This is a genomic window from Faecalimonas umbilicata (genome assembly GCF_004346095.1).
GTDB lineage: Bacteria > Bacillota > Clostridia > Lachnospirales > Lachnospiraceae > Faecalimonas > Faecalimonas umbilicata.
Genome location: NZ_SLZV01000011.1, coordinates 1 through 26,972, shown reverse-complemented (window position 1 = coordinate 26,972; position 26,972 = coordinate 1). Strand labels below are relative to the sequence as shown.

General features: G+C 42.4%; 25 protein-coding genes, 6 tRNA genes and 2 other annotated features. Of the genes, 29 read left to right on the top strand and 2 right to left on the bottom strand.

Annotated features, from left to right (window positions below; translation table 11 throughout):
* Positions 1–35 precede the first annotated feature (35 nt).
* The 20 genes from lepA to EDD74_RS06385 all read left to right on the top strand — a co-directional run bounded on the left by lepA (position 36) and on the right by EDD74_RS06385 (position 16,711).
* Positions 36–1,850, top strand: a complete 1,815-nt coding sequence (gene lepA / locus EDD74_RS06480) for a translation elongation factor 4 (protein WP_008976035.1) — start codon at positions 36–38, stop codon at positions 1,848–1,850.
* A 163-nt stretch (positions 1,851–2,013) separates the two neighbouring features.
* Positions 2,014–2,086 (top strand) — tRNA-Val (locus EDD74_RS06475).
* A 34-nt stretch (positions 2,087–2,120) separates the two neighbouring features.
* Positions 2,121–2,194 (top strand) — tRNA-Met (locus tag EDD74_RS06470).
* A gap of 6 nt (positions 2,195–2,200) precedes the next feature.
* Positions 2,201–2,273: transfer RNA gene (locus tag EDD74_RS06465), tRNA-Val, on the top strand.
* A 34-nt stretch (positions 2,274–2,307) separates the two neighbouring features.
* Positions 2,308–2,381, top strand: a tRNA-Met gene (locus EDD74_RS06460).
* Positions 2,382–2,407: 26 nt separating this feature from the next.
* A tRNA-Met gene (locus EDD74_RS06455) sits at positions 2,408–2,481 on the top strand.
* 176 nt (positions 2,482–2,657) lie between these two features.
* A complete protein-coding gene (locus EDD74_RS06450; protein ID WP_116441909.1) occupies positions 2,658–3,365 on the top strand; it encodes a hypothetical protein in 708 nt (235 codons plus the stop codon).
* Positions 3,366–3,393: 28 nt separating this feature from the next.
* The gene (gene ispF, locus EDD74_RS06445) at positions 3,394–3,960 is read left to right on the top strand and encodes a 2-C-methyl-D-erythritol 2,4-cyclodiphosphate synthase (protein ID WP_116441910.1); all 567 of its coding nucleotides are present in this window, start codon (positions 3,394–3,396) and stop codon (positions 3,958–3,960) included.
* Positions 3,887–5,110, top strand: coding sequence for a GNAT family N-acetyltransferase (locus EDD74_RS06440; RefSeq protein ID WP_242990160.1), 1,224 nt, complete (start codon positions 3,887–3,889; stop codon positions 5,108–5,110). The genes ispF and EDD74_RS06440 overlap by 74 nt, the downstream gene beginning before the upstream one ends.
* A gap of 70 nt (positions 5,111–5,180) precedes the next feature.
* Positions 5,181–5,406 (top strand) — a binding site (T-box leader).
* Between the two features lie 49 nt (positions 5,407–5,455).
* Positions 5,456–6,208 carry a serine O-acetyltransferase EpsC gene (epsC, locus tag EDD74_RS06435; protein WP_116441913.1) on the top strand — a complete coding sequence of 251 codons (753 nt, stop codon included), beginning with the start codon at positions 5,456–5,458 and terminating at the stop codon, positions 6,206–6,208.
* Entirely contained in the window at positions 6,195–7,601 is a 1,407-nt protein-coding gene (cysS, locus tag EDD74_RS06430) for a cysteine--tRNA ligase (protein WP_008976029.1), read from the top strand. The genes epsC and cysS overlap by 14 nt, the downstream gene beginning before the upstream one ends.
* On the top strand, positions 7,586–8,044 hold the full coding sequence (locus EDD74_RS06425) for a Mini-ribonuclease 3 (RefSeq protein WP_008976028.1): 459 nt from the start codon (positions 7,586–7,588) through the stop codon (positions 8,042–8,044). The genes cysS and EDD74_RS06425 overlap by 16 nt, the downstream gene beginning before the upstream one ends.
* The gene (gene rlmB, locus EDD74_RS06420; protein WP_008976027.1) at positions 8,037–8,792 is read left to right on the top strand and encodes a 23S rRNA (guanosine(2251)-2'-O)-methyltransferase RlmB; all 756 of its coding nucleotides are present in this window, start codon (positions 8,037–8,039) and stop codon (positions 8,790–8,792) included. The genes EDD74_RS06425 and rlmB overlap by 8 nt, the downstream gene beginning before the upstream one ends.
* Positions 8,793–9,416: an RNA polymerase sporulation sigma factor SigH gene (sigH, locus tag EDD74_RS06415; RefSeq protein ID WP_116441914.1), complete on the top strand. Its 624-nt coding sequence runs from the start codon at positions 8,793–8,795 to the stop codon at positions 9,414–9,416.
* Positions 9,417–9,525: 109 nt separating this feature from the next.
* Positions 9,526–9,598, top strand: a tRNA-Thr gene (locus tag EDD74_RS06410).
* 151 nt (positions 9,599–9,749) lie between these two features.
* Positions 9,750–10,478: an NUDIX domain-containing protein gene (locus EDD74_RS06405; RefSeq protein ID WP_116441915.1), complete on the top strand. Its 729-nt coding sequence runs from the start codon at positions 9,750–9,752 to the stop codon at positions 10,476–10,478.
* 69 nt (positions 10,479–10,547) lie between these two features.
* Positions 10,548–12,215 (top strand): glutamine--tRNA ligase/YqeY domain fusion protein, encoded by a 1,668-nt coding sequence (locus EDD74_RS06400; protein ID WP_009262556.1) that lies wholly within the window; start codon positions 10,548–10,550, stop codon positions 12,213–12,215.
* A gap of 9 nt (positions 12,216–12,224) precedes the next feature.
* Entirely contained in the window at positions 12,225–13,619 is a 1,395-nt protein-coding gene (pdxR, locus tag EDD74_RS06395) for a MocR-like pyridoxine biosynthesis transcription factor PdxR (protein ID WP_116441916.1), read from the top strand.
* A 20-nt stretch (positions 13,620–13,639) separates the two neighbouring features.
* Positions 13,640–15,259 (top strand): cardiolipin synthase, encoded by a 1,620-nt coding sequence (cls, locus tag EDD74_RS06390; protein ID WP_016440355.1) that lies wholly within the window; start codon positions 13,640–13,642, stop codon positions 15,257–15,259.
* 177 nt (positions 15,260–15,436) lie between these two features.
* On the top strand, positions 15,437–16,711 hold the full coding sequence (locus EDD74_RS06385) for an adenylosuccinate synthase (RefSeq protein ID WP_009262553.1): 1,275 nt from the start codon (positions 15,437–15,439) through the stop codon (positions 16,709–16,711).
* A gap of 144 nt (positions 16,712–16,855) precedes the next feature.
* Here the strand turns inward: EDD74_RS06385 and asnA are convergent, their stop codons facing one another.
* Complete coding sequence (gene asnA / locus EDD74_RS06380; RefSeq protein WP_116441917.1) at positions 16,856–17,866, bottom strand: aspartate--ammonia ligase; 1,011 nt, start codon at positions 17,864–17,866, stop codon at positions 16,856–16,858.
* A 326-nt stretch (positions 17,867–18,192) separates the two neighbouring features.
* Here asnA and EDD74_RS15045 point away from each other — a divergent pair, with 326 nt between their 5' ends.
* The gene (locus tag EDD74_RS15045) at positions 18,193–18,354 is read left to right on the top strand and encodes a hypothetical protein (RefSeq protein ID WP_008976018.1); all 162 of its coding nucleotides are present in this window, start codon (positions 18,193–18,195) and stop codon (positions 18,352–18,354) included.
* A gap of 12 nt (positions 18,355–18,366) precedes the next feature.
* Here EDD74_RS15045 and EDD74_RS06375 read toward each other — a convergent pair whose 3' ends face one another.
* Positions 18,367–18,588, bottom strand: coding sequence for a hypothetical protein (locus tag EDD74_RS06375; protein WP_008976017.1), 222 nt, complete (start codon positions 18,586–18,588; stop codon positions 18,367–18,369).
* 217 nt (positions 18,589–18,805) lie between these two features.
* Here EDD74_RS06375 and EDD74_RS06370 point away from each other — a divergent pair, with 217 nt between their 5' ends.
* The 8 genes from EDD74_RS06370 (at position 18,806) to bcp (ending at position 26,775) form a co-directional block, all read left to right on the top strand.
* A complete protein-coding gene (locus tag EDD74_RS06370) occupies positions 18,806–19,306 on the top strand; it encodes an SEC-C metal-binding domain-containing protein (RefSeq protein WP_008976016.1) in 501 nt (166 codons plus the stop codon).
* Positions 19,307–19,330: 24 nt separating this feature from the next.
* The gene (locus EDD74_RS06365; RefSeq protein ID WP_116441918.1) at positions 19,331–20,056 is read left to right on the top strand and encodes a YdcF family protein; all 726 of its coding nucleotides are present in this window, start codon (positions 19,331–19,333) and stop codon (positions 20,054–20,056) included.
* Position 20,057: 1 nt separating this feature from the next.
* Positions 20,058–20,260, top strand: a binding site (T-box leader).
* Positions 20,261–20,366: 106 nt separating this feature from the next.
* Positions 20,367–22,298 (top strand): threonine--tRNA ligase, encoded by a 1,932-nt coding sequence (gene thrS / locus EDD74_RS06360; RefSeq protein WP_116441919.1) that lies wholly within the window; start codon positions 20,367–20,369, stop codon positions 22,296–22,298.
* A 108-nt stretch (positions 22,299–22,406) separates the two neighbouring features.
* Positions 22,407–22,727 carry a DUF1540 domain-containing protein gene (locus tag EDD74_RS06355; protein WP_116441920.1) on the top strand — a complete coding sequence of 107 codons (321 nt, stop codon included), beginning with the start codon at positions 22,407–22,409 and terminating at the stop codon, positions 22,725–22,727.
* A gap of 134 nt (positions 22,728–22,861) precedes the next feature.
* Complete coding sequence (locus EDD74_RS06350) at positions 22,862–24,253, top strand: AI-2E family transporter (RefSeq protein ID WP_016440358.1); 1,392 nt, start codon at positions 22,862–22,864, stop codon at positions 24,251–24,253.
* 2 nt (positions 24,254–24,255) lie between these two features.
* Positions 24,256–25,176, top strand: a complete 921-nt coding sequence (gene metA / locus EDD74_RS06345) for a homoserine O-acetyltransferase MetA (RefSeq protein WP_116441921.1) — start codon at positions 24,256–24,258, stop codon at positions 25,174–25,176.
* Positions 25,177–26,033: 857 nt separating this feature from the next.
* The gene (locus EDD74_RS06340) at positions 26,034–26,240 is read left to right on the top strand and encodes a hypothetical protein (RefSeq protein WP_008976009.1); all 207 of its coding nucleotides are present in this window, start codon (positions 26,034–26,036) and stop codon (positions 26,238–26,240) included.
* Positions 26,241–26,322: 82 nt separating this feature from the next.
* Positions 26,323–26,775 (top strand): thioredoxin-dependent thiol peroxidase, encoded by a 453-nt coding sequence (bcp, locus tag EDD74_RS06335; protein WP_008976008.1) that lies wholly within the window; start codon positions 26,323–26,325, stop codon positions 26,773–26,775.
* Positions 26,776–26,972: the final 197 nt, after the last annotated feature.

Below are 26,972 nucleotides of genomic sequence, written 5' to 3'. Positions count from 1 at the left end.
CTGAGGGATAGAGATAGAGAGATGGAGGAATTTTAGTGGCAGGAATAGATCAGAGTAAGATACGAAATTTTTGTATTATTGCACATATCGATCACGGGAAGTCGACTTTGGCAGACCGGATCATAGAGAAGACAGGACTGTTGACAAGTCGTGAGATGCAGTCACAAGTGCTTGATAATATGGAGCTGGAGCGGGAACGTGGAATTACGATCAAGGCGCAGACAGTCCGCATTGTTTATCAGGCAAAAGATGGAGAAGAATATATTTTTAATTTGATTGACACTCCGGGACATGTTGACTTCAATTATGAAGTATCAAGGAGCCTTGCAGCATGTGATGGTGCGATTCTTGTTGTGGATGCAGCGCAGGGAGTTGAGGCGCAGACACTGGCCAACGTGTATCTGGCACTCGACCATGATCTGGACGTGATGCCAGTCATCAATAAAATAGATCTTCCAAGTGCAGAGCCGGAACGGGTGATCGAGGAAATCGAAGATGTCATTGGAATCGAGGCAGAAGATGCGCCGCGGATCTCTGCAAAGACAGGGCTAAATATTGATCAGGTATTAGAGCAGATCGTCGAGAAGATACCGGCGCCGGGCGGAGATCCGAAATCACCACTTCAGGCGTTGATCTTTGACTCGGTGTATGACCCATACAAAGGAGTGATCGTCTTTTGCCGAATCAAGGAAGGAACTGTCAGAAAAGGGACTCCGATCCTGATGATGGCGACCGGGGCGAAAGCAGAGGTTGTAGAAGTTGGATATTTTGGTGCAGGACAGTTTATCCCATGTGAAGAACTGAGTGCAGGAATGGTAGGATATATCACTGCCAGCTTGAAAAATGTCAAAGATACAAGAGTCGGAGATACTATCACAGATGCATCCAGACCATGTGCGGAGGCATTGCCGGGATATAAGAAAGTCCAGCCGATGGTGTACTGTGGACTTTATCCGGCTGATGGCGCAAAATATCAGGATTTAAGAGATGCGCTGGAAAAACTTCAATTAAATGATGCGGCGCTGCAGTTTGAGGCGGAGACATCCGTTGCGCTGGGATTTGGATTCCGGTGTGGATTTTTAGGTCTTCTCCATCTGGAGATCATTCAGGAACGTCTGGAGAGAGAGTACAACTTGGATCTCGTGACAACTGCACCGGGTGTTATTTATAAAGTACACAAATCAAATGGAGAAGTGATCGAGTTGACAAACCCATCCAATCTCCCGGATCCGGCAGAGATTGAATATATGGAAGAGCCAATGGTAAAGGCAGAGATTATGGTCACATCAGAATTTATCGGGGCAATTATGGATCTCTGTCAGGAACGACGCGGGGAATATCAGGGGATGGAATACATCGAGGAGACGAGAGCGGTGCTGCGGTATCATCTTCCGTTAAATGAAATTATTTATGACTTTTTTGATGCGCTGAAATCTCGTTCGAGAGGCTATGCTTCCTTTGATTATGAGATGCTTGGCTATCAGCAGTCAGAGCTTGTGAAATTGGATATTTTGATCAACAAAGAAGAAGTGGATGCTCTTTCCTTTATCGTACATAGCGGAACAGCCTATGAGCGTGGACGCAAGATGTGTGAGAAATTAAAAGAGGAGATTCCGAGACAGCTGTTTGAAATTCCGATCCAGGCAGCGATTGGAAGCAAGGTCATTGCCCGTGAGACTGTGAAGGCGATGAGAAAAGACGTTCTTGCAAAATGTTACGGTGGAGATATCTCTCGTAAGAGAAAGCTTCTGGAGAAACAGAAAGAAGGAAAGAAGAGAATGCGGCAGGTTGGAAATGTAGAGATTCCTCAGAAAGCATTCATGAGTGTGTTAAAACTGGACGACAAATAGAGGCAAGAGAGCTGTCGAAAACAAGAAAGTCGATAATAGTTTACATGGATTTTCCATTTTTTTGAAAAAAATAAAAAAATATGAAAAAACATATTGACATTTGAGAAAAAATAGTAGTATAATAGCAGAGCGGGTTAGCGGTGAGCGAAACCCGCAAGAATATGGGATCATAGCTCAGCTGGGAGAGCATCTGCCTTACAAGCAGAGGGTCATAGGTTCGAGCCCTATTGGTCCCATTTCTATGAAAAGCCTTCATAGAGAATTATATATGGCGGGATAGCTCAGTTGGCTAGAGCACACGGTTCATACCCGTGGTGTCGCAAGTTCAAATCTTGTTCCCGCTATTGAATGGGATCATAGCTCAGCTGGGAGAGCATCTGCCTTACAAGCAGAGGGTCATAGGTTCGAGCCCTATTGGTCCCATTTATATGAAAGCACTTCATAGGAGATTATATGTGGCGGGATAGCTCAGTTGGCTAGAGCACACGGTTCATACCCGTGGTGTCGCAGGTTCAAATCCTGTTCCCGCTATTTATAAAAAAATTATATAAATATATGGCGGGATAGCTCAGTTGGCTAGAGCACACGGTTCATACCCGTGGTGTCGCAGGTTCAAATCCTGTTCCCGCTACTATCAAAAGTATAGAGAAGTATCAAAGGAAACCGGGAGAATATTCTTCGGTTTTTTTTATTTTTCTTGATGTTTTTTTTGTTTTCAAGTACAATAAAAGAAATAAATACAAAAAGGCTGTTACAAAAGGAAACATTCCGGTTTGCAACAGCCTTTTCGACAGAGGAGTAAGAAAGATGAACGACAAAAGCAGAATGATTTTAAAAATGCTGGCAGGCGGATATATTCTTTATATCGGAATTTCCCTTCTGATCGGTGTTCTTCAGACAGAACCTAATGAAAAAGTACTGATGATCATCGTCAGCATTTTCTTTATGGCAGTAGGTGGAACCGTACTCTATCTTTCTGTGGGAGCATTGCTGAAAGAATATGGAGTGGATATTGAGTTCTGGAAACAGAAAAACAAAAAATCCGAGGAGACTGAGGAGGTCGAACAGACGGCCGGAAGAATGTCGGAGGGAAATTCAAATATCAATTTCCAGGATCCCTCAGAAAACGCCAAAGAGGAGCAGGATCAACAGGAAAACTTGGAATCACAGGAGAAATCTGATCAAGAAGAGGAGGCTGTGCAGGAAGCGGAATCTGAAGAAACATCACAGGAGGAGATCGAGGAAGACGATTTAAGCGAAGAGCCGCTTGATCCGGAAGAAGATTTCCCGGAGGAAACAGAAGAAGACGGCTCTGAAGAACAAGAAGAGACGGATGAGGAGCAGGAAAAAGACGAGGATATCGTACAGATAGATGAAAAGGAAGAAGAAAAAGAGGAAGTGACAGAAGAAGTGACAGAGGAGAAGGTGCAGGAACATCAAGAAGAGTCAGAAACTTCCAAAGAAATGTTCCCGAGAAGACAGGCCTCTATCAGCCCAATGCCACAGAGAAAATAATAAGAATAACAGAGAAAGAGGTGCCATTATGCGTGTAGGACTTGGTTACGATGTTCACAAATTGACAGAAGGAAGAGATTTGATTCTTGGCGGAGTGAAAATTCCGTATGAAAAGGGGCTCCTTGGTCATTCGGATGCGGACGTGCTGCTCCATGCGATCATGGACGCGCTTTTGGGAGCGGCAGCACTTGGAGATATCGGGAAGCATTTTCCGGATACAGATGAGAGATACAGAGGGATTTCCAGTGTGGAATTGTTAAAACATGTCGGAAAACTTCTGGAGGGAAAATTGTATTTGATAGAGAATATTGACGCGACGATTATTGCACAGCGTCCGAAAATGCTTCCGTATATTGAACAGATGCGGGCAAATATCGCGGAGGTACTTGGACTTGAGAAAGAGCAGATCAATATCAAGGCAACGACAGAGGAGGGGCTCGGATTTACCGGAAGCGGAGAAGGGATCTCCGCTCAGGCAATCTGTGCAATCGAGAGTATGCGTACTATGAGCTATCAGGTATTTGCGGAAGAAAGTGCAGGCGGCTGCCAGGGGTGTGGAGGATGCCGGAAGACATCTGAAGGAACGGAGCGATAAGATGGAAGTGAGAATGCTTCAAAGAGAAGAACACGGACGGACAAGAGAATTGTGGGAACGTGTATTTGCAGAGGATACAAAAGAATTTCTTGATTATTATTATACGGTGAAGACGTTGGACAATGAGATGTATGTGATTGAGCAGGAGCATCAGATCTGTTCGATGATCCAGCTGAATCCATATGAAATGCGGATCAATGATTCTGAATTTCTGACACACTATATTATCGCAGTGGCAACAGAGGAGCGATTCCGAAAGCGTGGGTTTATGGGCGCACTTTTGCAGGTATCTCTAAAAAAGATGTATGCCAGAAAAGAACCGTTTACTTTTTTAATGCCCGCAGCGGAGAGTATATATCACCCTTACGATTTTCGATATATTTACCGACAGAGAGGCGGAAAAGTTTGTGGAAGCAAGGAGAGGTCGGTATCTCACGAACTTCAGGGAAATATCTATGAGATGCGGGAGGCATCTGAAAAAGACTGCAGAAAGCTTGCAGAGTTTGCAGAAGAGATTCTGCGGCAATCATATCAGGTTGTGGCTGTCCGTACGGAGCAGTATTATCGAAGGATGCTTGCGGAACAGAAGAGTGAGCATGGTGGGATTGGTATGATCGAAAAAAATGGAAAGCTTGTCGGAAGTTTCTTTTTTGCAAAAGAGGAGACCTATGAAATCCGGGAACCGCTTCTGAAGAAAGGAGAGGAAGAGGCACTTCCCCAGGCAGTATTTTGGCTGACAAAAGGGAACGAGGCGATTTTTTGTGACGGTTGGAATCTGGATGTACACAATATTAAAAAAAGTGTGACCAAAGAGAGAGACAGACCGCTTATTATGGCAAGACTTCTTTACCTTCCGGGATTTTTTGAGAGTCTTCGTCCAAGGACAACATTTTCCTTTACAGTAGAAGTGACAGATCCGCTTCTGGAAGAAAATAACAGGAGATTTTTGCTAGAAAGCGATGGGACAAAGATTGCAGTCAGCACAGCGGCAAAAGAAAATGATACAGATCGGCAGATTTCGATTGCAGCTCTGACACAGGTCCTTTTTGGATGGGAACCCTATACGGAAGAAAAGCTGTCGGAAGCACTGCAGAAAGATTTGAATAAAATCGAACCTGCAGATGGTGTCTTTCTAAATGAAATTGTATGAAGCTGCTGCTTGTGAAGAAAACGGTTGACAAAAATGATTTTATTGCATACACTGATGTATAGATATTATGAAAAAGGCTGAGAACGAAAAGAGTAATAGATTTGGAACTGACAGAGAGAGTGTGTCACCGGCTGAAAGCACACTTCAGGAAAGCGTCTGTGAAGTGCATTCGGGAGCTGATCCGGCGAAAGAAAGTAGCTGGATACGTTGGCATACGTTACATGCATGAAAGTGAAAGTCTGAACAACGGGCAGATTTTCAGAAGAGTGGAACCGCGGATAAACTTCGTCTCTTTAGGGAGATGAAGTTTTTGTTTTATATGGGAAATCAGAAGGAGGCAGCAGGATGGGAATGGTTTCTTACATCAGGGAGGAGATTGCGGTGATCCGAGAAAGGGATCCTGCGATCAAGACAACTGCAGAAGTGTTTTTATACCCGAGTTTTAAAGCAATCCTTCACTACCGGGTAGCGCATAAGCTGTACCAGAACAGGCATTATTTTCTGGCCAGGTGGATTTCTCAGAGGGCAGTAAGAAAGACCGGAATAGAGATTCATCCGGGTGCAGTGATCGGGAAGGGACTTTTTATCGATCATGGAAGTGGAGTGATCATTGGTGAGACAGCGGTGCTTGGCGATAATGTCACCCTTTATCAGGGAGTGACACTTGGAGGGACTGGAAAGGAAAAAGGGAAAAGGCATCCGACTTTGGAGGATAATGTGATGGTCAGTGCCGGAGCAAAGATTCTTGGTTCTTTTACGATCGGAGAAAATGCAAAGATCGGCGCCGGGTCTGTTGTGTTAAAAGAAGTGCCGCCGAATTGTACGGTTGTCGGAGTGCCGGGCAGAATTGTCCGAATGGGCAGCGGAAAGATACCGCGGACAGACTTGGATCAGATCCATTTGCCGGATCCGGTTCTCAATGATATTCACGCATTGCAAGAAGAAAATCTTCGTCTGAAAAATCAAGTGATGGAGTTAAAGCAAAGTCTGCAGCAATGCCGCTTGGAAAAAGAAGAAAAAAAGGGGCAGAAAAAAGACGGAAAAAAGCCAAAAGCAAAAAAGAAAAACAGCAGGAGGAAGAAAGATGAAACTGTATAACACATTGACAAAGAAAAAAGAAGAATTTGTACCGTTAGAAGAGAAGAAAGTTCGCATGTATGTTTGCGGACCGACGGTATACAATTTTATCCATATTGGAAATGCAAGACCGATGATCGTATTTGACACAGTGAGAAGATATTTTGAATACAAAGGATATGAGGTAAACTTCGTATCAAACTTTACGGATGTTGATGACAAGATCATTAAGAAGGCGATCGAGGAACATGTATCTGCGGAAGAAATCTCCCAGAGATATATCGCAGAGTGCAAAAAGGACATGGAAGGCATGAATGTCAAGCCGGCGACGACTCATCCATTGGCAACACAGGAAATTGATGGGATGATCGAGATGATCGGACAGCTGATCGAAAAAGGATATGCCTACGAGAAAAACGGAACGGTATATTTCCGCACAAGAAAATTTGGGCCTTACGGAAAGCTGTCTCATAAAAATCTGGATGATTTACGATCCGGCGGAAGATCTCTTCTTGTAACAGGAGAAGATGAGAAGGAAGATCCACTTGATTTCGTACTTTGGAAACCGAAGAAAGAGGGAGAACCTTTCTGGAAATCACCGTGGAGTGACGGTCGTCCGGGATGGCATATCGAGTGCTCAGTGATGTCCAAAAAGTATTTGGGCGATCAGATTGATATCCATGCGGGAGGAGAGGATCTTGTATTTCCTCATCATGAAAATGAGATCGCACAGAGCGAGGCGGCCAATGGGAAAGAGTTTGCAAAATACTGGATGCACAATGCATTTTTAAATATCGATAATCGAAAAATGTCAAAATCTCTCGGGAATTTCCGTACGGTGCGTGAGATTGCAGAACAGTATGATCTGCAGGTGCTCCGTTTCTTTATGCTGAGTGCACATTACAGAAGTCCGCTAAACTTTAGCGCGGAACTGATGGCGGCTTCTAAAAACGGACTGGAGCGTATCATTACGGCGGCAGAGAATCTGAAATATCTTGCGGCAAACGCAAAGAATGGGGAGATGACCGATGCCGAGAAAGCACAAATCCAGGAAACGGAGAAGTTTGTCACTGCGTTTGAGGAGGCAATGGAGGATGACTTTAATACGGCAGATGCCATTGCGGCAATTTTTGAGCTTGTAAAATTTGCAAATACAACAGCAGATGAAACTTCTTCTCAGGCATATGACAGCGCGCTTCTGGAACGCATTGTACATTTGTCCGATGTTCTCGGAATCATTGTAGTGAAGGAAGAAGAACTTCTTGCAGAAGATATCGAAGCATTAATAGAAGAACGTCAGGCGGCGAGAAAAGCAAAGAATTTCCAGCGGGCAGATGAGATTCGTAACGAGTTGTTAGAAAAAGGAATTATTTTGGAAGATACAAGAGAAGGAGTAAAATGGAAAAGAGTATAGAACAAGATCTGTTTTCCTGTATGCAGGAGACATTTTCCTTAAAAGAAGTAGATATCCGGGAATACTCTCCACTGACACTGGCATATATCGGGGACAGTATTTATGATCTGATCATCAAAACGATCGTGATCAATGAAGGAAATAAACAAGTACAGAAACTGCACAAAGAGACGAGTGCTCTTGTGCAGGCATCTGCGCAGTCAAAGATGATGAGGACACTTCAGGGAGTGTTGACTCAGGAAGAGCTGGCTGTTTATAAGAGAGGAAGAAATTCCAAGTCAGTTTCCCCGGCAAAAAACCAATCTGTGACAGATTACCGGAGAGCTACCGGGTTTGAGGCACTTATGGGGTATCTGTATCTGGAGAAGAACTGGACGCGGATGGTTGAGTTGATTCGATTGGGATTAGAAAGTTTGAATACAGAGGAGAACAAAGATGAGTAAGGAAACAAAGATAGAAATCAAGTCACTGACGATCGAGGGAAGAAATGCGGTGCTGGAGGCATTCCGTTCGGGAAAACCGGTAGATAAGTTATTTGTCCTTGATGGATGTCAGGACGGACCGGTCCGCACGATTGTTCGTGAGGCAAAAAAACACGATACAATCTTAAATTTCGTTTCGAAGGAAAGACTGGATCAGCTGTCAGAAACCGGGAAGCATCAGGGAGTCATTGCGCATGCAGCGGCTTATGAATATTCTGAGATTGAAGATATGTTTGCACTTGCAGAAAAGAGAGGGGAAGATCCGTTTTTCATTCTGCTTGATAATATCGAGGATCCGCACAATCTTGGAGCAATCATCCGTACAGCCAATCTTGCCGGTGCACATGGGGTGATCATTCCGAAGCGGAGAGCAGTAGGACTTACAGCGACGGTAGCGAAAACTTCGGCAGGGGCATTGAATTATACTCCTGTGGCCAAGGTTACAAATCTTGCAAAGACGATGGAAGAGTTAAAAGCGCGTGGACTCTGGTTTGTCTGTGCAGATATGGGCGGAGAGTCCATGTACCGGATGAATCTGACTGGTCCGATCGGTCTTGTGATTGGAAATGAGGGAGAGGGAGTCAGCCGTCTTGTGAAGGAGAAGTGCGATTTTGTTGCTTCCATTCCAATGAAAGGGGATATTGATTCCTTAAATGCATCGGTGGCAGCAGGAGTGCTGGCGTATGAGATCGTAAGGCAGCGTGGATAGATGGAAACGTATGAGAAAATGACAGATGAGCAGCTGATCGCGGCTCTCCGGAAAGGAGAGTCTGAGATTATGGATTTCATTATGGAAAAATATAAATATCTCGTGCGAAAAAAGGCAAAGGCGATGTTTCTTCTCGGAGGAGAAAATGATGACCTGATCCAGGAGGGGATGATCGGACTTTTTAAAGCGGTCCGGGATTATGATCTTGCGCTGGAAACTTCGTTTGCAAGCTTTGCAGAACTATGCATCTCGAGACAGATGTACAGTGCGATTGAGGCATCAAAGAGAAAAAAACATATTCCTCTGAATTCTTATGTTTCTCTTTACGAGGAGGGGGATGCGTCTGAGGAAAACAAGCGTCCGCCGTTGATTGATACGATCCAGCCGGATAGGGAGAACAACCCGGAAGAATTGTTCCTGAATAAGGAATATTTCCGGCAGGCAGAAAGTATGCTCAAAGAACAGCTCAGTGATCTGGAAAACCGTGTCTTATATTTACATCTGCTCGGTACAGAGTACCAGACGATCGCAAAATTGATCGGGAAAAGTCCCAAAGCAGTAGATAATGCATTGCAGAGGATTAAAAACAAGGCACAGGGAATTTTAAATCATAAGAAGGAATGAAGCATGGTGCATGTGCCAGGAAACATACAAAAATAATTGAAAATCAAACACTCTCCTCTTGACAAGGAGAGTGTTTTTCGGTATAGTATCCATGTTGACAGTAAAATATGCTGCCTTGGCGCAGTCGGTAGCGCGTCGCCTTGGTAAGGCGGAGGTCGGGGGTTCAAGTCCCCTAGGCAGCTTCAGGAGAGAGTAAGAATTTTTAATTTAAAAGTTCTTATTCTTTTTTTATTACATAGACTTCATACTTGATTGATGGTAAACTGTGTATAGAGTACGTGGAGCAGGCACAATCAGAGAGGTCGGATAAAAAACGAAATGGAGGGAAATAGGATGGCATCGTTTTTGGAAAATATTGAGCCATTTAGAGGAACCGGCGAGCGGAACAAGGATGGACAGACACTGGAAGAATTTCTGGCGGGGTATCAGCCGTATAGATATGAGACACCATCGTGTACGACGGATGCGGTAGTATTTTCATACAGAGGAATGGAAGAGCAGATTAGAGATGTCAATGCGCTTGAGGTACTTCTTGTAAAGAGAAGTAACCATCCAAGCATCGGATTCTGGGCGCTTCCGGGAGGATTTATCAATCTCCGAGAAGATTTGGAAGAGACTGCAAGGAGAGAACTTCAAGAAGAGACAGGTGTCAGCGGACTCTGCATGGAGCAGATTGCAGTTTATGGTGCGATGGACCGGGATCCGCGCACGAGAGTGATCACAACTGCGTACATGGCGCTTGTAAACAGAGAAGAGATCTCCGTCGAGGCCGGGGACGATGCGGCTGATGCTGCGTGGTGTAAGATCCGATTGTCTTGCGTGGAGGAACAGAGGAATGGAGACACAAGTCTGCAAGTCTATCGGCTTCAGTTGTTTAATGAAGAGAAGCAGATTGACACGACTGCAGTTGTAGAGAAAAATTGCAGGGGAGAGTTGGTCCGGGAAGTCTCCTATCGGGTGCGGGAGCCGGGGAAGATTGCGGTGGATCACAGTGCGATCCTTGTGCAGGCACTTTTAAAACTGCAGGGCAGAATGGAAGGAAGAATTTCAGCGGGCAGGTAAAATCTACCTTGTTATCAATTTTATTTTATGGTAAGATATTGAACATGAATGAAAACGAGGAGGATGACAATGGAGAACGAAGTAGTTTCTAAAAATTTTATAGAACAGGAAATAGACAAAGATTTAAAAGAAGGAGTGTATGATACCGTCTGCACAAGATTCCCTCCGGAACCGAACGGATATTTACATATCGGACATGCAAAGTCCATTCTGTTAAATTATGGTCTTGCACAGAAATACAATGGAACATTCCATATGCGTTTTGATGATACAAACCCGACAAAGGAAAAAGTAGAATTCGTCGATTCTATCAAAGAAGACATTAAGTGGCTTGGCGCAGATTGGAAAGATAATCTGTTCTTTGCCTCTGATTATTTTGAAGCGATGTATGAATGTGCAGTCAAGCTGATCAAAAAAGGCAAGGCATATGTCTGTGATCTGACAGCAGAAGAGATCAAAGAATACCGTGGGACATTAAAAGAACCGGGAAAAAACAGTCCATACAGAGATCGCTCTGTGGAAGAAAATTTAGAATTGTTCGAGGCAATGCGTGACGGAAAATTTGAAGATGGGGAGCGGGTGCTCCGTGCCAAAATTGATATGGCATCACCGAATATCAACATGCGTGATCCGATTCTTTACCGTGTAGCACACATGACGCACCACAATACCGGAGATCAATGGTGTATCTATCCGATGTATGATTTCGCACATCCGATCGAGGATGCTATTGAGAAGATTACCCACTCCATCTGTACATTGGAATTTGAAGATCACAGACCGCTTTATGACTGGGTAGTCAGAGAATGTGAGTTTGATCATCCGCCGAGACAGATTGAGTTTGCAAAACTGTATCTGACGAATGTTGTGACAGGAAAGCGTTATATCAAGAAGCTGGTCGAAGATGGAATTGTGGACGGATGGGATGATCCAAGACTAGTTTCTATCGCAGCGCTCAGAAGAAGAGGATTCACACCGGAATCGATTAAAATGTTCGTGGAGCTCTGCGGGGTATCAAAGAGCAACAGTTCTGTGGACTATGCGATGTTAGAGTACTGTATCCGCGAAGATCTGAAAATGAAGAAGCCTCGTATGATGGCAGTGATGGATCCGATCAAGCTGATCATCGACAACTATCCAGAAGGAGAAGTAGAATATTTGGATGTTGCCAACAATCTGGAAAATGAAGCGCTTGGATTCCGCAAGGTTCCGTTCTGCCGAGAACTTTACATTGAACGGGAAGATTTTATGGAAGAGCCTCCGAAGAAATATTTCCGTCTGTTCCCGGGCAATGAAGTACGCCTCATGCATGCATATTTTGTAAAATGTGAAAGCTTTGTAAAGGATGAAAATGGAAACGTGATCGAAGTACATTGTACTTATGATCCAGAGACAAAATGTGGAAGCGGATTTACCGGAAGAAAAGTAAAAGGAACGATCCACTGGGTACCGGCACCGTATGCGACAAAGGCAGAACTTCGTCTGTACGAAAATATTGTAGATGAAGAAAAGGGAGTATATAACAAAGAGGATGGCTCTTTGAACTTAAATCCAAATTCACTTACGATTTTAAAAGATTGCTATCTGGAACCAAGTTTCGATGGTGTACAGGCTTATGACAGCTTCCAGTTTGTGAGAAATGGTTATTTCTGCGTAGATGCAAAAGATTCCAGACCAGATGCGCTTGTATTTAATCGTATCGTATCGCTGAAGAGCTCTTTCAGACTGCCGAAATAGGAGATATAAATGAAGGAATTGACGATCAGTCTTGATCCACAGTCGATTACTCCGCTGTATGAGCAGATTTATCAGTATGTCAAAGAAGATATTCAGAGTGGCCGGCTTGCATGTGGAGTAAAGCTGCCATCTTCACGGTCACTTGCGAGATATCTGGAGATTAGCAGAAGTACTGTAGAACTTGCATATGAGCAGTTACTCTCTGAGGGATATATTGAGACAAAGCCTCGAAAAGGCGTATTTGTCGCACAGATTGATGGAGTATATCAGTTCCGAAGGGAAGAGCAACCGGGGACAGAGCGCCAGGAAGAGCAGAAAGAAAAGTATCGCTATGATTTTTCGCCGAGCGGAATCGATCTGAAAAGCTTTCCTTATGCGGTGTGGAGAAAACTTTCCCGCGAAGTTCTTCTGGATGATCGCGCAGAGACCTTTCGCCTTGGAGATTCGCAGGGTGAGTATGGGCTGCGCAGTGCGATCAGCAGTTATCTGCATCAGGCGCGAGGAGTCAGGTGCCGTCCGGAACAGATCATTGTCGGGGCGGGGAATGATTACCTTTTGATGCTTTTGATCAATATTCTTGGAAAAGACAAGAAGGTCGCCTTTGAGACACCGACATATAAACAGGCTTACCGTCTGTTTGCAAACTTGTCTCAGGAAGTGTGCACAGTGCCGATGGATCACAGTGGCATGCGGACAGATCTTCTGGAAAAGAGCGGCGCGCAGGTTGCATATGTAATGCCGTCACATCAGTTCCCTTTGGGGGTTGTGATGCCAATCCGGCGAAGATTGGAGCTGCTTAAGTGGGCAGACAGAGGCGAGCGGTATATTATCGAAGATGATTATGACAGTGAATTTCGCTATAAAGGGAAACCGATTCCGGCGCTGCAAGGGTACGACATTCATGAGCGGGTTATTTATCTTGGCACATTCTCAAGGTCGATTGCACCGGCACTCCGTATGAGCTATATGGTTCTTCCAGAGAGTTTGCTTTGCGTTTATGAGAGGGAATATCGGTTTATCAATTCGACGGTGTCGAAGATTGATCAAAAAATTGTAGAGCGATTTCTGGCAGAAGGGTACTACGAAAGGCACTTGAATCGAATGCGTGCACTCTATAAAAGTCGTCACGATACGCTTTTAAATGCACTGAAACCACTTCTTTCCATTGGCTCTGTCAGCGGAGAATATGCGGGAGTTCACTTGCTTTTCACGTTTCATGATGGGAGAAGCGAAGAGGATGCCGTCAAAAAAGCGAAGCAGGGTGGAATACGGATTTATGGATTGTCAACATTTGAGACGCAGGAGATGCAGAGAAGTTGTACGATCCTCCTTGGATTCGCAAACTTACCGGAAGAAGAGATCCGGGCAGGGGCAGCGCTTCTGACAGAAAAATTATTGGAATGACAAAAAGGGGGAGGCTTACTGTGGCAGCCTCCTTTTGTCAATTGGAAAAGGCAAATGATAAAAGAGAAGGGAAAAGAGGAAATCGGATGGAAGTAAAGAAGAAAACGAAGAAAGGGATTTTTCATATCGTATTTAGCAGGACTGCACTTGTATTTCTGCTTCTTATTTTTCAGGTGGTACTGCTGTTTGAGATGTTTACAAGTCTCGTAAAATATGCGCCGGTAATGTATCTTTTACTGCTGATACTCGGCAGTGCTGTCGTGATCTATATTATCAATCGAAAGGAAAATCCGGCATTTAAAATGTCCTGGATTTTGTTTGTAATGGCGATTCCGATTGTAGGAATGTTATTTTATCTGTTTACCCGTGTGCAGATTGGAACACGGTTTATCGGGAAAAGGCTCCAGGATCTCTCGCTTGAGACAAAGCCATATATGGAGCAGGATGAGGAGATCATAGAAGATCTTAGAGTATCCAAACCAGCCAACGCAAATTTGGCACATTATATGTCGCGGCAGGCAGGATATCCGATTAAGCGGAACACAAGTGTCAAATATTTTCCGCTGGGGGAAGATAAGTTTGAGCAGTTGAAAACGGAACTTCGACAGGCAAAGAAATTCATTTTCATGGAATACTTTATCGTAGAACAGGGAATTATGTGGGATAGCATCCTGGAAATCCTGGAAGAAAAGGTGAAAGAAGGGGTGGAAGTCCGCTTTATGTATGATGGGATGTGCTGTATCGCGCTTCTGCCGTATCATTATCCGGAGACACTTCAGGAAAAAGGAATCAAATGCAAGATGTTTAGTCCGATCAAGCCAATTCTTTCCACGCACCAGAATAACAGAGATCATCGCAAAATCTGCGTGATCGATGGACATACGGCATTTACAGGCGGAATCAATCTGGCAGATGAATATATTAATCAGAAAGAACGGTTTGGACATTGGAAAGATACAGCGGTCATGATCAAGGGAGATGCGGTACAGAATTTTACGATCATGTTTTTGCAGATGTGGAATGTCACAGAACATCAGAAAGAAGATTATGAAAAATATCTGACGCCGGTTCAGGAGGAACTGCACAGAGAACTGGGGTATGTACTGCCTTATGGAGATAGTCCGTTTGACAATGAAAACATTGGAGAGCAAGTTTACCTTCACATTTTAAATCATGCAAAGAAATATGTGCACATTATGACACCGTATCTGATCCTGGATAATGAGATGGTGACGAATCTGACGTATGCCGCAAAAAGTGGAATTGAAGTTATCATCATTATGCCGCACATTCCGGACAAGTGGTATGCATTTGCAGTAGCAAAGACATACTATGAAGAGCTGATCGAGGCGGGAGTACAGATTTATGAGTACACACCGGGATTTGTCCATGCCAAAGTTTTTGTTTCTGATGATGACACGGCGACGGTCGGCACCATCAATCTGGACTATCGGAGTCTGTATCTTCATTTTGAGTGTGGAACCTTTATTTACAACAATCCGGTTGTCTGGAATATTGAAAAAGATTTTCAGGAGACATTGAAAAAATGTCAGAAAGTAAGTGTGATGGATCTTCGGACAAGAGGAACAGTGATGACGGTAGCAGGAAGAGTGCTGCGTCTGATTGCTCCATTGATGTAGGAGATTGTGAACAGATTTTGTATGAAACTTTGTATAAAGGTTTTTTAAAAAGTTTTCAAAAAAATATTTTACATCAAGAAAAAAGTATAGTATAATCGTTGGCGTAGTAAATAAGCAGAGCTTGTAAATGTTTATAAGAAGATAAAATAAGACATTTATCGATTAGGAGGATAAGACATGGTAAAAGCAGTAGTAGGAGCAAACTGGGGCGATGAAGGAAAAGGAAAGATCACAGATATGCTTGGAGAGAAAGCGGATATTATCGTTCGTTTTCAGGGCGGAGCAAACGCGGGACATACGATCATCAATGACTATGGAAAGTTTGCACTTCACACATTGCCGTCAGGAGTTTTTTATGATCACACGACAAGTATTATCGGAAATGGGGTTGCACTTAATATTCCTGTGCTCTTTGGGGAGATTCAGTCCATCATTGACAGAGGAGTTCCGGCGCCGAAGATCTTAGTATCTGACAGAGCACAGATTGTCATGTCTTATCACATCCTGTTTGACCAGTATGAGGAGGAACGACTGGGTGGAAAATCCTTTGGTTCTACAAAATCAGGAATTGCTCCGTTTTACTCAGACAAGTATGCAAAGATCGGATTTCAGGTTAGTGAGTTATTTGACGATGAATTGTTAAAAGAAAAAGTTGTTCGTGTCTGTGAACAGAAGAATGTTATTTTAGAGCATTTATATAAGAAACCGGCACTTCGCCCAGAAGATCTTTACGAAGAATTGCAGAGCTATAAAAAGATGGTTGCTCCATATGTATGTGATGTGTCCCTGTATCTGCACAATGCGATCAAGGAAGGAAAAGAAATTCTTCTGGAAGGACAGTTAGGTTCTCTGAAAGATCCAGATCATGGAATTTATCCAATGGTTACCTCTTCCTCAACACTTGCGGCATATGGTGCGATCGGAGCAGGAATCCCACCGTATGAGATCAAGCAGATCATCACTGTCTGCAAGGCATATTCAAGTGCTGTTGGAGCAGGAGCGTTTGTCAGTGAGATTTTTGGCGAAGAGGCAGATGAGCTTCGAAGAAGAGGCGGAGATGGAGGAGAATTTGGTGCAACGACCGGACGTCCAAGACGTATGGGATGGTTTGACGTGGTTGCCTCCAAGTATGGATGCAGACTTCAGGGAACAACAGATGTTGCATTTACTGTCTTAGATGTACTTGGATATCTCGATGAGATTCCAGTATGTGTTGCCTACGACATTGACGGGGAGATTACAACGGACTTCCCGCCGACTTATTTGCTGGAGCGTGCAAAACCGGTTCTAGAGACACTTCCAGGATGGAAATGCGATATCCGGGGAATTAAACGCTATGAAGATCTTCCAGAAAACTGTCGTAGATATATCGAATTTATTGAGGAGAAGATCGGTTATCCGATTACGATGGTTTCTAACGGACCGGGAAGAGATGAGATCATCTACCGCTAAGAAGTTTGGCGTGGATGTTTACCGGAAAACAATGATACAAACTTAGAATAGAATCTTAGAAAAAACATGCCGGAAAAAATTGATTTCCAACAGGAAACAGTAAAAATATTCCGGCATGTTTTGTTGTTTTACAGGGAAGTTATTTTAGAGAAGTTGAATCTGGTGTTCGTCTGCCAAACGAAGGGTATCTTCGGTCCAAATGGAAGACTGCACCTCACCGATGTGGGCTTTTCGGAGGTAGAACATGCAGATCCGAGACTGACCGATTCCTCCACCGACTGTGTAGGGAAGCTCCCCGTTGAGAAGAGATTTTTGAAAATCCAGTTCGGCACGGTCTTCGCAGCCGGCGATTTTCAGCTGCCGCTTTAAAGCGGCTTCGTCAACACGGATCCCCATGGAGGAAAGTTCCAGCGCTACGTCAAGCACCGGGTAATACACGAGAATATCACCATTCAATTCCCAGTCATCATAATCAGGAGCACGTCCATCGTGCGGCTTCCCGGAGACAAGAGTCTTACCAATCTGCGAAAGGAAGACCGCTTTTTTCTCTCTTGCAATTTTGTATTCTCGTTCTTTTGGAGAAAGCTTGGGATATAGGTCTTCTAGTTCCTGAGCAGTGATAAAAGTAATGTCTTCCGGGAGGAGCGGTTCGATGTAATTGTATCTGCGGGAAATAAATTCCTCAGTTTCTTTTAAGGCAGCATAGACTTTCCGGACTGTGTAGCGAAGTGTTTCTGTGTTCCGTTCTTCTTTGGAGATGATCTTCTCCCAGTCCCATTGGTCTACATACAGAGAATGCAGGTTGTCGGTGTCTTCGTCGCGGCGGATTGCACTCATATCAGTATAGAGTCCCTCACCGGAGTGGAAATCATAGCGCTTCAAAGCATATCGTTTCCACTTGGCGAGAGAGTGTACGATCTCCACAGGAGCATCGTTCTGTTCCCGGATTCCAAAAGAAACCGGACGTTCGGTTCCGTTGAGATTATCATTCATACCACTTTCTGGTTTTACAAAAAGAGGAGCAGAAACACGGGTGAGATGTAAGGATTTGGCAAGCGCGCGTTCAAAATGATCTTTGACTTCCTTGATCGCAACTTCCGTTTCCCGGATTGTGAGTGGAGAGTGATAGCCTTCAGGCAAAATAAATTGTTCCATGATACCATAACCTTTCTGTCAAAATTTTATGTTTGCTTTGTTGATGAGATTTAGTGTAGGGATACTCAGGAAAAATGTCAAGGAAAATGCAGAAAAACTTAGAAAATACATTAGAAAATCTTAATAATTAGATTAGAAAGGGTTTAGAGATCTGTCATAGGGATGTCACAATTTCGATTTATAATAAAGTTATCAAGTGAAAACTTGAGAAAAACAATAAAAAAAGACATATTTTCCGGGAGCGTGGAATAGAATAATAAAGTTGACAGAAAGAATAAGAGAGAAGTAGTCAGAAACGAAAAAGAAGCAAAAAGGAGGTATGTAAAATGTTGACAAAGCGAAGACAGAATCCACAGGAAGTCATTTCAATCGAAGAATATTTGAGCAAACGTCAGCAGATCAGGGAACAGGAAGAAAGAGGAAAGCACAATCCGCAAAGCGTGATAGAAAAAGGCTCTGCACTGATGCTGGCAGAGCTTTATATATAAGATAGTAGGTTTTTATTTTTCTTCTTGATCGTGATCATCATCTTTTTTGGAAAGACGATGAAAGAGCATTGCGGCATATAAAAATACAGGGAGTATGATTGTAGCTGCAATGGATGCCTTTAAGAGATCAAGAGACTGAGAACGATCAATGAAAGCGAAGAGCAGTGTGCTCGCATAGAGCGCACAGAGCAAGATCACACCTGCCAATGCAAAGATCCGTTTGAATTTTTTCATAGTAGGACACTCCGTTTCTAAACAAGATATTTGCTCTATTATATAGGAAAACACACGAAAAAGCAAATGAAGAAAAGAAATAAGCATAAGAAAGTATTTTCTGTGAATTTGACAAGTAAGAGGAAAAGCAGGCAAATATCGAAAAATGTTTGAAAAGAGAAAAGAAATAGTATATAATAGGACGTACGAAATCACATACAAAGGAGTATTGGTAGAAATGAGTTTATTAGAACAATGGAGAGCTACTGCGTATTCGCAGGAGATGGATAAGACACAGTTACAGAAGTTTTGGACGACATATTTTCAGATTGAGAGAGGAATCTATGAGCAGCTTCTCTCTAATCCAGATGAGGAAGTCAGAGGAACTGTAAAGGAACTTGCAGAGAAATATCAGGTAGAAGTATTTACTATGGTAGGATTCTTAGATGGAATCAATGAAAGTCTGAAAGTAGAAAACCCGATCGAGACAATGGAAGAAGATACGATCGTGAACTTAAACTTTGATAAAGAAAAATTATATAAGAACATGGTCGATGCAAAAGCAGACTGGTTATATGAACTTCCACAGTGGGACGAGATCTTCACAAAAGAGAAACAAAAGGAGCTTTACAGAGAACAAAAAGCATCCGGTACTATTCGCAGAGAGAAGAAGATCGGAAGAAATGATCCATGTCCATGCGGAAGTGGTAAGAAGTATAAAAAGTGCTGTGGAAAATAACAGCTTGGGTAAAGAGGTGAGAAGATGCATACAGGATTTATCGTCATAGGAATTTTAGCGATTGTCTATTATCTTTTTATCTGCTATTATACAAGAAAATGGAATTCTACATTTGCTGCATTCTGGATAGTGTTTGCGGTGTTCAATTTCCTATTGGCAGCAATTGTACATTTTAGCCCGAGATGGCTTCAGTACATATTGCTTACATTGAATTTTATCGCCTATTTTGTATTCTTTGCAGTACAGGTAATCATCTGCTCTGCAATGCTTACACTGCCGCCTAAGAAGCTGGATGTGATCATTGTGCTGGGCGCACAGGTGAGAGGAAAGAAGATGACCAATTCTTTGAAGAGACGACTGGATAGAGGAATAGAATATTTGAAAGAGAATCCGGAGACACGAGTGGTCGTATCTGGTGGTCAGGGGAAGGGAGAAGATGTGACAGAAGCGTTTGCGATGGCACAGTATCTTGTTTCACACGGTATTGCTGAGGAACAGATCTCTCTGGAGGAAAAGTCGAGAAATACTTATGAAAACTTGAAATACAGTGCGCTGCTTGTAGACAGTATGGACGACCGGATCGGAATTGTATCCAACAATTTTCATATTTATCGGTCGCTGTTGCTTGGAAGACAGATTGGCTATACAAGATTGTATGGAATTGCAGCAGGATGTAATCCAATTTTATTTTTAAACTATATGGTGAGAGAGTTTTTCGCAGTGATGCGAATGTATCTTACAAAAGAATAGAGAGAATACGTAGATGAGACGAGTAGGATGTGGAAGATTACAGAGAGAGAAGTCTTGTGCTGGAAACTTCTTATTACAGAAGCATCTGAAAACTACCTCGGAGTGGCTGAAAACAGCCCGGTGATTCCGTTATCATCAAGAAAGTGGTTCTGGCAAAAGCCAGTTCAATCAGGGTGGAACCGCGAGTAAATACTCGTCCCTTGCAGTATCAAGATCTGTGCTGCAAGGGATTTTTCTGTTTGGCAGAAGAAGGGAAAACACGATCAATAGGAGAAACAAAAACAATAAAAATAGAAAAGGAGAAGAAACAATGAAAATTACATTAAAAGATGGTTCTGTCAAAGAATACAGTGAAGCAAAGTCTGTATATGAGATTGCAGCAGATATCAGTGAAGGGCTTGCAAGAATGGCGACAGCAGGAGAAGTGGACGGAGAAGTGATCGATCTTCGCACAAAGATCGACCAGGATTGTGAACTGACAATTCATACATTCCAGAGTCCGGAGGGAGCACATGCGTTCCGCCACACAACATCTCATATTCTTGCACAGGCAGTAAAAAGACTGTTCCCGGATACAAAACTTGCAATCGGACCGGCAATTGATGACGGTTTCTACTATGATTTTGACAGAGAAGTTCCGTTTACAACAGAAGATCTGGAAACAATCGAAAAAGAGATGAAGAAAATTGTCAAAGAAGATCTGAAAATTGAGCAGTTTACACTTCCGAGGGAAGAGGCGATTGCATTAATGAAAGAAAAAGAAGAGCCGTATAAAGTGGAGCTGATTGAAGATCTGCCGGAAGATGCAGTGATTTCTTTCTACAAGCAGGGAGAATTTACAGATCTCTGTGCAGGACCACACTTACTCGGCACAAAATCTGTCAAGGCATTTAAGCTGACAAGTCTTGCTGGTGCTTACTGGAGAGGAAGCGAGAAAAATAAGATGCTCACAAGAATTTACGGAACATCTTTTACAAAAAAAGCAGATCTTGATGAGTATCTTGCAAAAATTGAGGAAGCAAAGAAGCGCGACCACAGAAAATTAGGAAAAGAACTGGGACTGTTTACAATCTTAGAGGAAGGACCGGGATTCCCTATTTTCCTTCCGAAGGGAATGATCTTAAAAAATACACTGATTGATTACTGGAGAGAAGTGCATACACGTGCAGGTTATGTAGAGATTTCTACACCGATCATGTTAAATAGACAACTTTGGGAGACATCTGGACATTGGGCACATTACAAAGAAAATATGTATACAACAGTGATCGATGAGGAAGATTTTGCAATCAAACCAATGAACTGTCCAGGAGGAATCCTTGTTTATAAGACAGAACCACACTCTTACAGAGATCTTCCACTCCGTATGGGAGAACTTGGAACAGTACACCGCCATGAAAAATCAGGTGCACTCCACGGTCTGATGAGAGTTAGAAGCTTCACACAGGATGATGCACATATTTTCATGACAAGAGAGCAGATCAAAGATGAGATCAAAGGGGTTGCAAGACTGATTGATGAAGTATATAGTCTGTTCGGATTTAAATACCATGTAGAATTATCTACAAAACCAGAAGACAGCATGGGAAGCCAGGAAGACTGGGATATCGCAACAGATGCGCTCCGCTCTGCACTGGATGAGCTGCAGCTTCCATATGTGATCAATGAAGGAGATGGGGCATTCTACGGACCGAAGATTGATTTCCATCTGGAAGATACACTTGGAAGAACATGGCAGTGTGGAACAATCCAGTTAGACTTCCAGCTTCCGCTTCGTTTTGAGATGGAATATATTGCGGCAGATGGCGAGAAACACAGACCGATCATGGTACACCGTGTGGTATTTGGATCTATCGAACGTTTCATTGGTATTCTGATCGAGCATTTTGCTGGAGCATTCCCGACATGGCTTGCACCGGAACAGGTAAAAGTACTTCCGATCTCCGAAAAATATCATGAGTATGCAAATGAGGTTGCGGCAAAACTCAAAGAAGCAAAGATCCGTTGCTCTGTAGATGAACGTTCAGAAAAAATCGGATATAAGATCCGTGATGCGCGTCTGAATAAGATTCCGTACATGCTCGTTGTCGGAGCGAAAGAGCAAGAAGAAGGAGTGGTATCTGTCAGAAGCCGTTTCCTTGGAGATGAAGGACAGAGAAGCCTGGATACATTTATTGCGGAGATCACAGAGGAGATTAAGAACAGAACAATTCGGAAAGTAGAATTGGAAGAAGGAAAATAAATCTGCGAGAGCACACAAAGTCTGTAAAAAAATCAGAAAAGAAGTATAGGAATGTTTTTGGCGGAAACACTATGTTTGTGAACAGTAATCAAACAAGGAGGTAGCAACATGCCAGAATTAAAATGTACCGTACAGACTTGTGTACACAATCAGCAATTTTTATGTAATCTGGATAAGATTGAAGTAGGCGGAAACAAAGCAAAGCGCTCAGAGGAGACTTGCTGCGACAGCTTTCAGGAAAGAAAAGGAGACAGTTATTCCAATGTGACGGGGACCGCTTCTCCGACAAGCATGATCGACTGTAAGGCGACAGACTGTCAGTATAATGAATCCTGCAAATGTCATGCCGGAAAGATCAGTGTGGAAGGAAGCAATGCATGCCACTGTCAGGAGACAGAATGTGCTACGTTCTGTGCTGTCTGCGAATAGAGTAAAAAATCAGGGAAAAAGGCATCGTCAGATACAAGAGATCTGGCGGTGCCTTTTCGTAGTGTGAGCGTATTGACGCGTGGTATGGCAGAGGGTATAATGATTTCATATGAAAAAAGGAAAGGAGCGGGAAAATGGAAGAACAGGAAAAAAAGCAGGATTCCCGGGAAGAGAGAACAGATAACAGTCCTTATCATAAGCAACCACGGCTGACAAAGAGAACTACTTCTAAATTGCAGCAACATTTAAACAGGGGGATGACAGCATTCCTCGTCGTTGCAGCCAGCATTGTGTTTTATTTTGCATTTTTAAGATTTGGTCATATTTCCGGCGTTCTTGGAAAAATCTTTCAGATTTTGAAACCAATCATCTATGGGTTTGTTTTGGCATATTTGTTGAATCCACTTATGAAGATGGTAGAAAATTTTATTGTGAAGCTGTTAAAGGGAAAGATAAAAAAAGAGGAGAGATTGAAAAAGTTTGCGAGAGGTGTGGGGATTTTTACCGCACTGCTTTTTGCAGGGGCATTGATTGTTGCGTTATGCAATATGATTTTGCCGGAGTTATATCGAAGCATTCGAAATATGGTTTACACTGTGCCGGAACAGCTCAATGAATGGATGGAACGGTTAAGTGAGATGGAATTTGACGATTCTACCCTTGCGCTGATCACAAAAAATGTGCTCACAGAAACAACCGCGTTTTTTGAAAACTGGATTCGAAGTGATCTCCTAAGACAGATCAATATATGGATTTCCGGTCTGACTGAAGGAGTCATCAGCGTTGTCAATGAACTGATGAATATCGTGATCGGAATCATTGTTTCTGTGTATGTATTGTTTAGCAAAGAAACATTTGCAGGACAGTCACGGAAAGTAGTATATGCAGTGCTCAAACCAGAAAAGGCAAATCTGGTATTACATATTACGAGAAAATCAAATGAGATCTTCGGTGGATTTATCATTGGAAAGATCATTGATTCTGCAATTATCGGGGTGCTGTGTTTCATAGGATTAAGCATTCTTGATATGCCGTATACTCTTTTGGTCAGTGTGATCGTCGGTGTGACAAATGTGATTCCGTTTTTTGGACCGTACATCGGTGCGATTCCAAGTGCGATACTGCTTTTGTTGACAGATCCGATCAAAGGACTTTACTTTTTAGTGTTCATTATCTTCTTGCAGCAGTTGGATGGAAATATCATCGGGCCGAAGATTCTTGGAGATTCTACCGGACTGTCTGCGTTCTGGGTAGTCTTTTCGATTTTACTTGGAGGAGGACTGTTCGGATTTGCCGGTATGATTATGGGAGTGCCAACATTTGCAGTGATCTATTATCTGTTCCAAATGTTTATCAACCAGAATCTGGAGAAAAAGCATTTGCCGACAGACTCTGCTGTCTACGATGATACCAGCTATGTAGATGCAGAATCCGGAGAGTTTATCCATGGAAACAACGATGAGCAGAATATCGGAGAAGCACAGGTGCGAGGAAAAGAAGATTGTGAAAAAGAGGAGGAAAAGTAAAGATGCCGATTCGGGTACAAAATGAACTTCCTGCCAAGGAAATATTGGAGCGGGAAAATATATTTGTTATGGATGAATATCGGGCGGTACATCAGGACATCCGTCCGATCCAAATTGGACTTTTGAATCTGATGCCGCTGAAGCAAGACACAGAACTTCAGATCCTTCGCTCTATGTCCAATACACCGCTTCAGGTTGATGTGACATTTGTCAACGTTTCTAGCCATGAATCAAAAAATACCGCCACCAGTCATCTAAATCAGTTCTACGTTCCGTTTGAAGAAATCAAGGAGAAAAAATTTGACGGCTTTATCATTACGGGAGCGCCGGTAGAACAGATTGAATTTGAGGAAGTGGATTACTGGGATGAACTAAAAGAGATTATGAAGTGGACGAAAACACATGTGACATCCACGTTTCATATTTGCTGGGGAGCGCAGGCGGGACTTTATTATCATTATGGATTGGAGAAGGTGCAGCTGGAGCAAAAACTATTCGGGATTTTTGAACATCGCGTGAAAAATCGAAAAATTCCGCTTGTGAGAGGGTTCGATGATTATTTTATGGCTCCGCATTCCCGACATACGACTATCCCAAAAGATCAAATCGAATCGGATGAGCGCCTTACGATTTTGGCAGAGTCTGAGGAGGCGGGAGTTTTCCTTGTGATGGCAGAGGATGGCCGACAGATTTTTGTGATGGGACATCCCGAATATGATCGGATGACGCTCCACACAGAGTATATGAGAGATAAAGAAAAGGGTCTTCCGATAGCGCTTCCTAAAAATTATTATCCGGAAGATGACTGTGAGAGAAGACCGGTGTTATCCTGGCGGTCACATGCCAATGATCTGTATACAAACTGGCTGAATTATTATGTGTACCAGATTACACCGTATGATCTGATGGGGACACCATTTTAATGCGGAATTTTAAAGGGTTTGTTGAAAAGTCAAAGTATCGTAAAATGATGTCAAATATCGGGCTGTATCGCAAAATTGGGAGTACAAAGGGAATACAGAAAATCCTTATGGGAGTACAAAAAGTATGATATAAATTGTCTTGTAGAGCAGTATTATGAGGGTGTATTGTGTAAGTGCAATATGCCCTCTGATTTTTTGAGAATTTTTATTTACGGATGGTTTGAAGGAAGTAGAGTTATGCAATATATCAAAAGTGAAAAAATGATGTGATAAATGAGAATAAGTAGAAAAAATATTTATGAATGGTATTATGTCTATATATTATGGGAAATTAAAGAATATATTTTAGAGGTAATTCTTATATATAAAGACGAAAAATAGAATATGGATTTATGTTTAGAAAAATATATGAAAATAAAAAAAGAAGTTGAAAAATACTTATAATGTGATATTGTAAAGTTATAGAAAAGTACGAGAAAAAGTAAAGACTGGAGTAATGCCAATGGTTGAATAATTTATTGCAAAAGTTAATTCTGTATTATGAAAACTAAAAGGGGGAAAAGCATGAATAATAAAATTTCAAAAGGTGACATTTTGATTTCGTTATCAATTATTTTAGGTAGTGTTATAGTTTCAGCCACAATATATCTAGCTATGTCTAAACTGATAGAGGTATTGACATTGTTATTATATTGAAAAGTAGGAAGAAGTTATGATGAAAAAACAGAACTTTAAGAAAATGTTTGGTATGCTGTTATGTATGTGTATGTTGTTTTCTAGTTTTACTGAACGATAATATAGATACTCCATTAGTAATTAAATTTGAAACAAAGGCTTATAATCCTGAGAATGTTATTGTGGAATATAGCAAAACAGATAGAAAAAAATTGGCAGTTGTTAAAGATAAAGTCACAGAAGAAGTCTTAGATGAATTTGTTGTAGAAAGAAAAGCACAGACTGAAGGGGCAAGTGAGACATATCCATATATTCTCACTAGAACAACATCTTATGGGAAAACAAAAGTAAAGTTAAGTGTAAACAAGAGAACTCTTGACAGCGGATAATCCAAATGGGAAATAGATGTATAGTTTCCGTTAAGGTCCTCTTGGGAGATAAAGCAAAAAACGTTAGAGAAGGAGAACTATTATGTTAGAAACAGGTATTCAGGCACCAGAATTTACACTTCCAGATCAAAATGGAGAGATGCATAGTTTAAAAGAGTATAGAGGGAAAAAGGTTATTTTGTATTTTTACCCAAGAGATAATACACCTGGCTGCACAAAACAGGCATGTGGCTATAGTGAACGATATCCGCAGTTTGAAGAAAAAGGCGCAGTTGTGCTTGGAATCAGCAAGGACAGCATTGCATCTCATAAGCGATTTGAAGAAAAACAAGGGTTAACATTTACGATTTTGTCAGATACCGAATTAGAAGCTATAAAAGCTTATGATGTGTGGAAAGAAAAAAAGAATTATGGAAAAGTTTCCATGGGAGTGGTCAGAACAACGTATCTTATTGATGAAGAAGGCGTGATCATTCGGGCAAATGATAAGGTGAAAGCAGCAGAAGATCCGGAGAAAATGCTGGAAATCTTGTAAGAGTAGTTGCATAAAGAGTCTACGCAATGCATATCAAATAATGTTATGAAAAAAGAGAACTGGAAGGGAGAGTCTGAGGGGACTCCTTCTAAGTTCTCTTTTTGTGTGCGCCTTGCGGCGCACGTCGCTAATGGATGAAAGTTCCTAATCCGCCCTAGTAGTGGGAAGGATACAGCCAAGACCAAGGGTGTCCTATT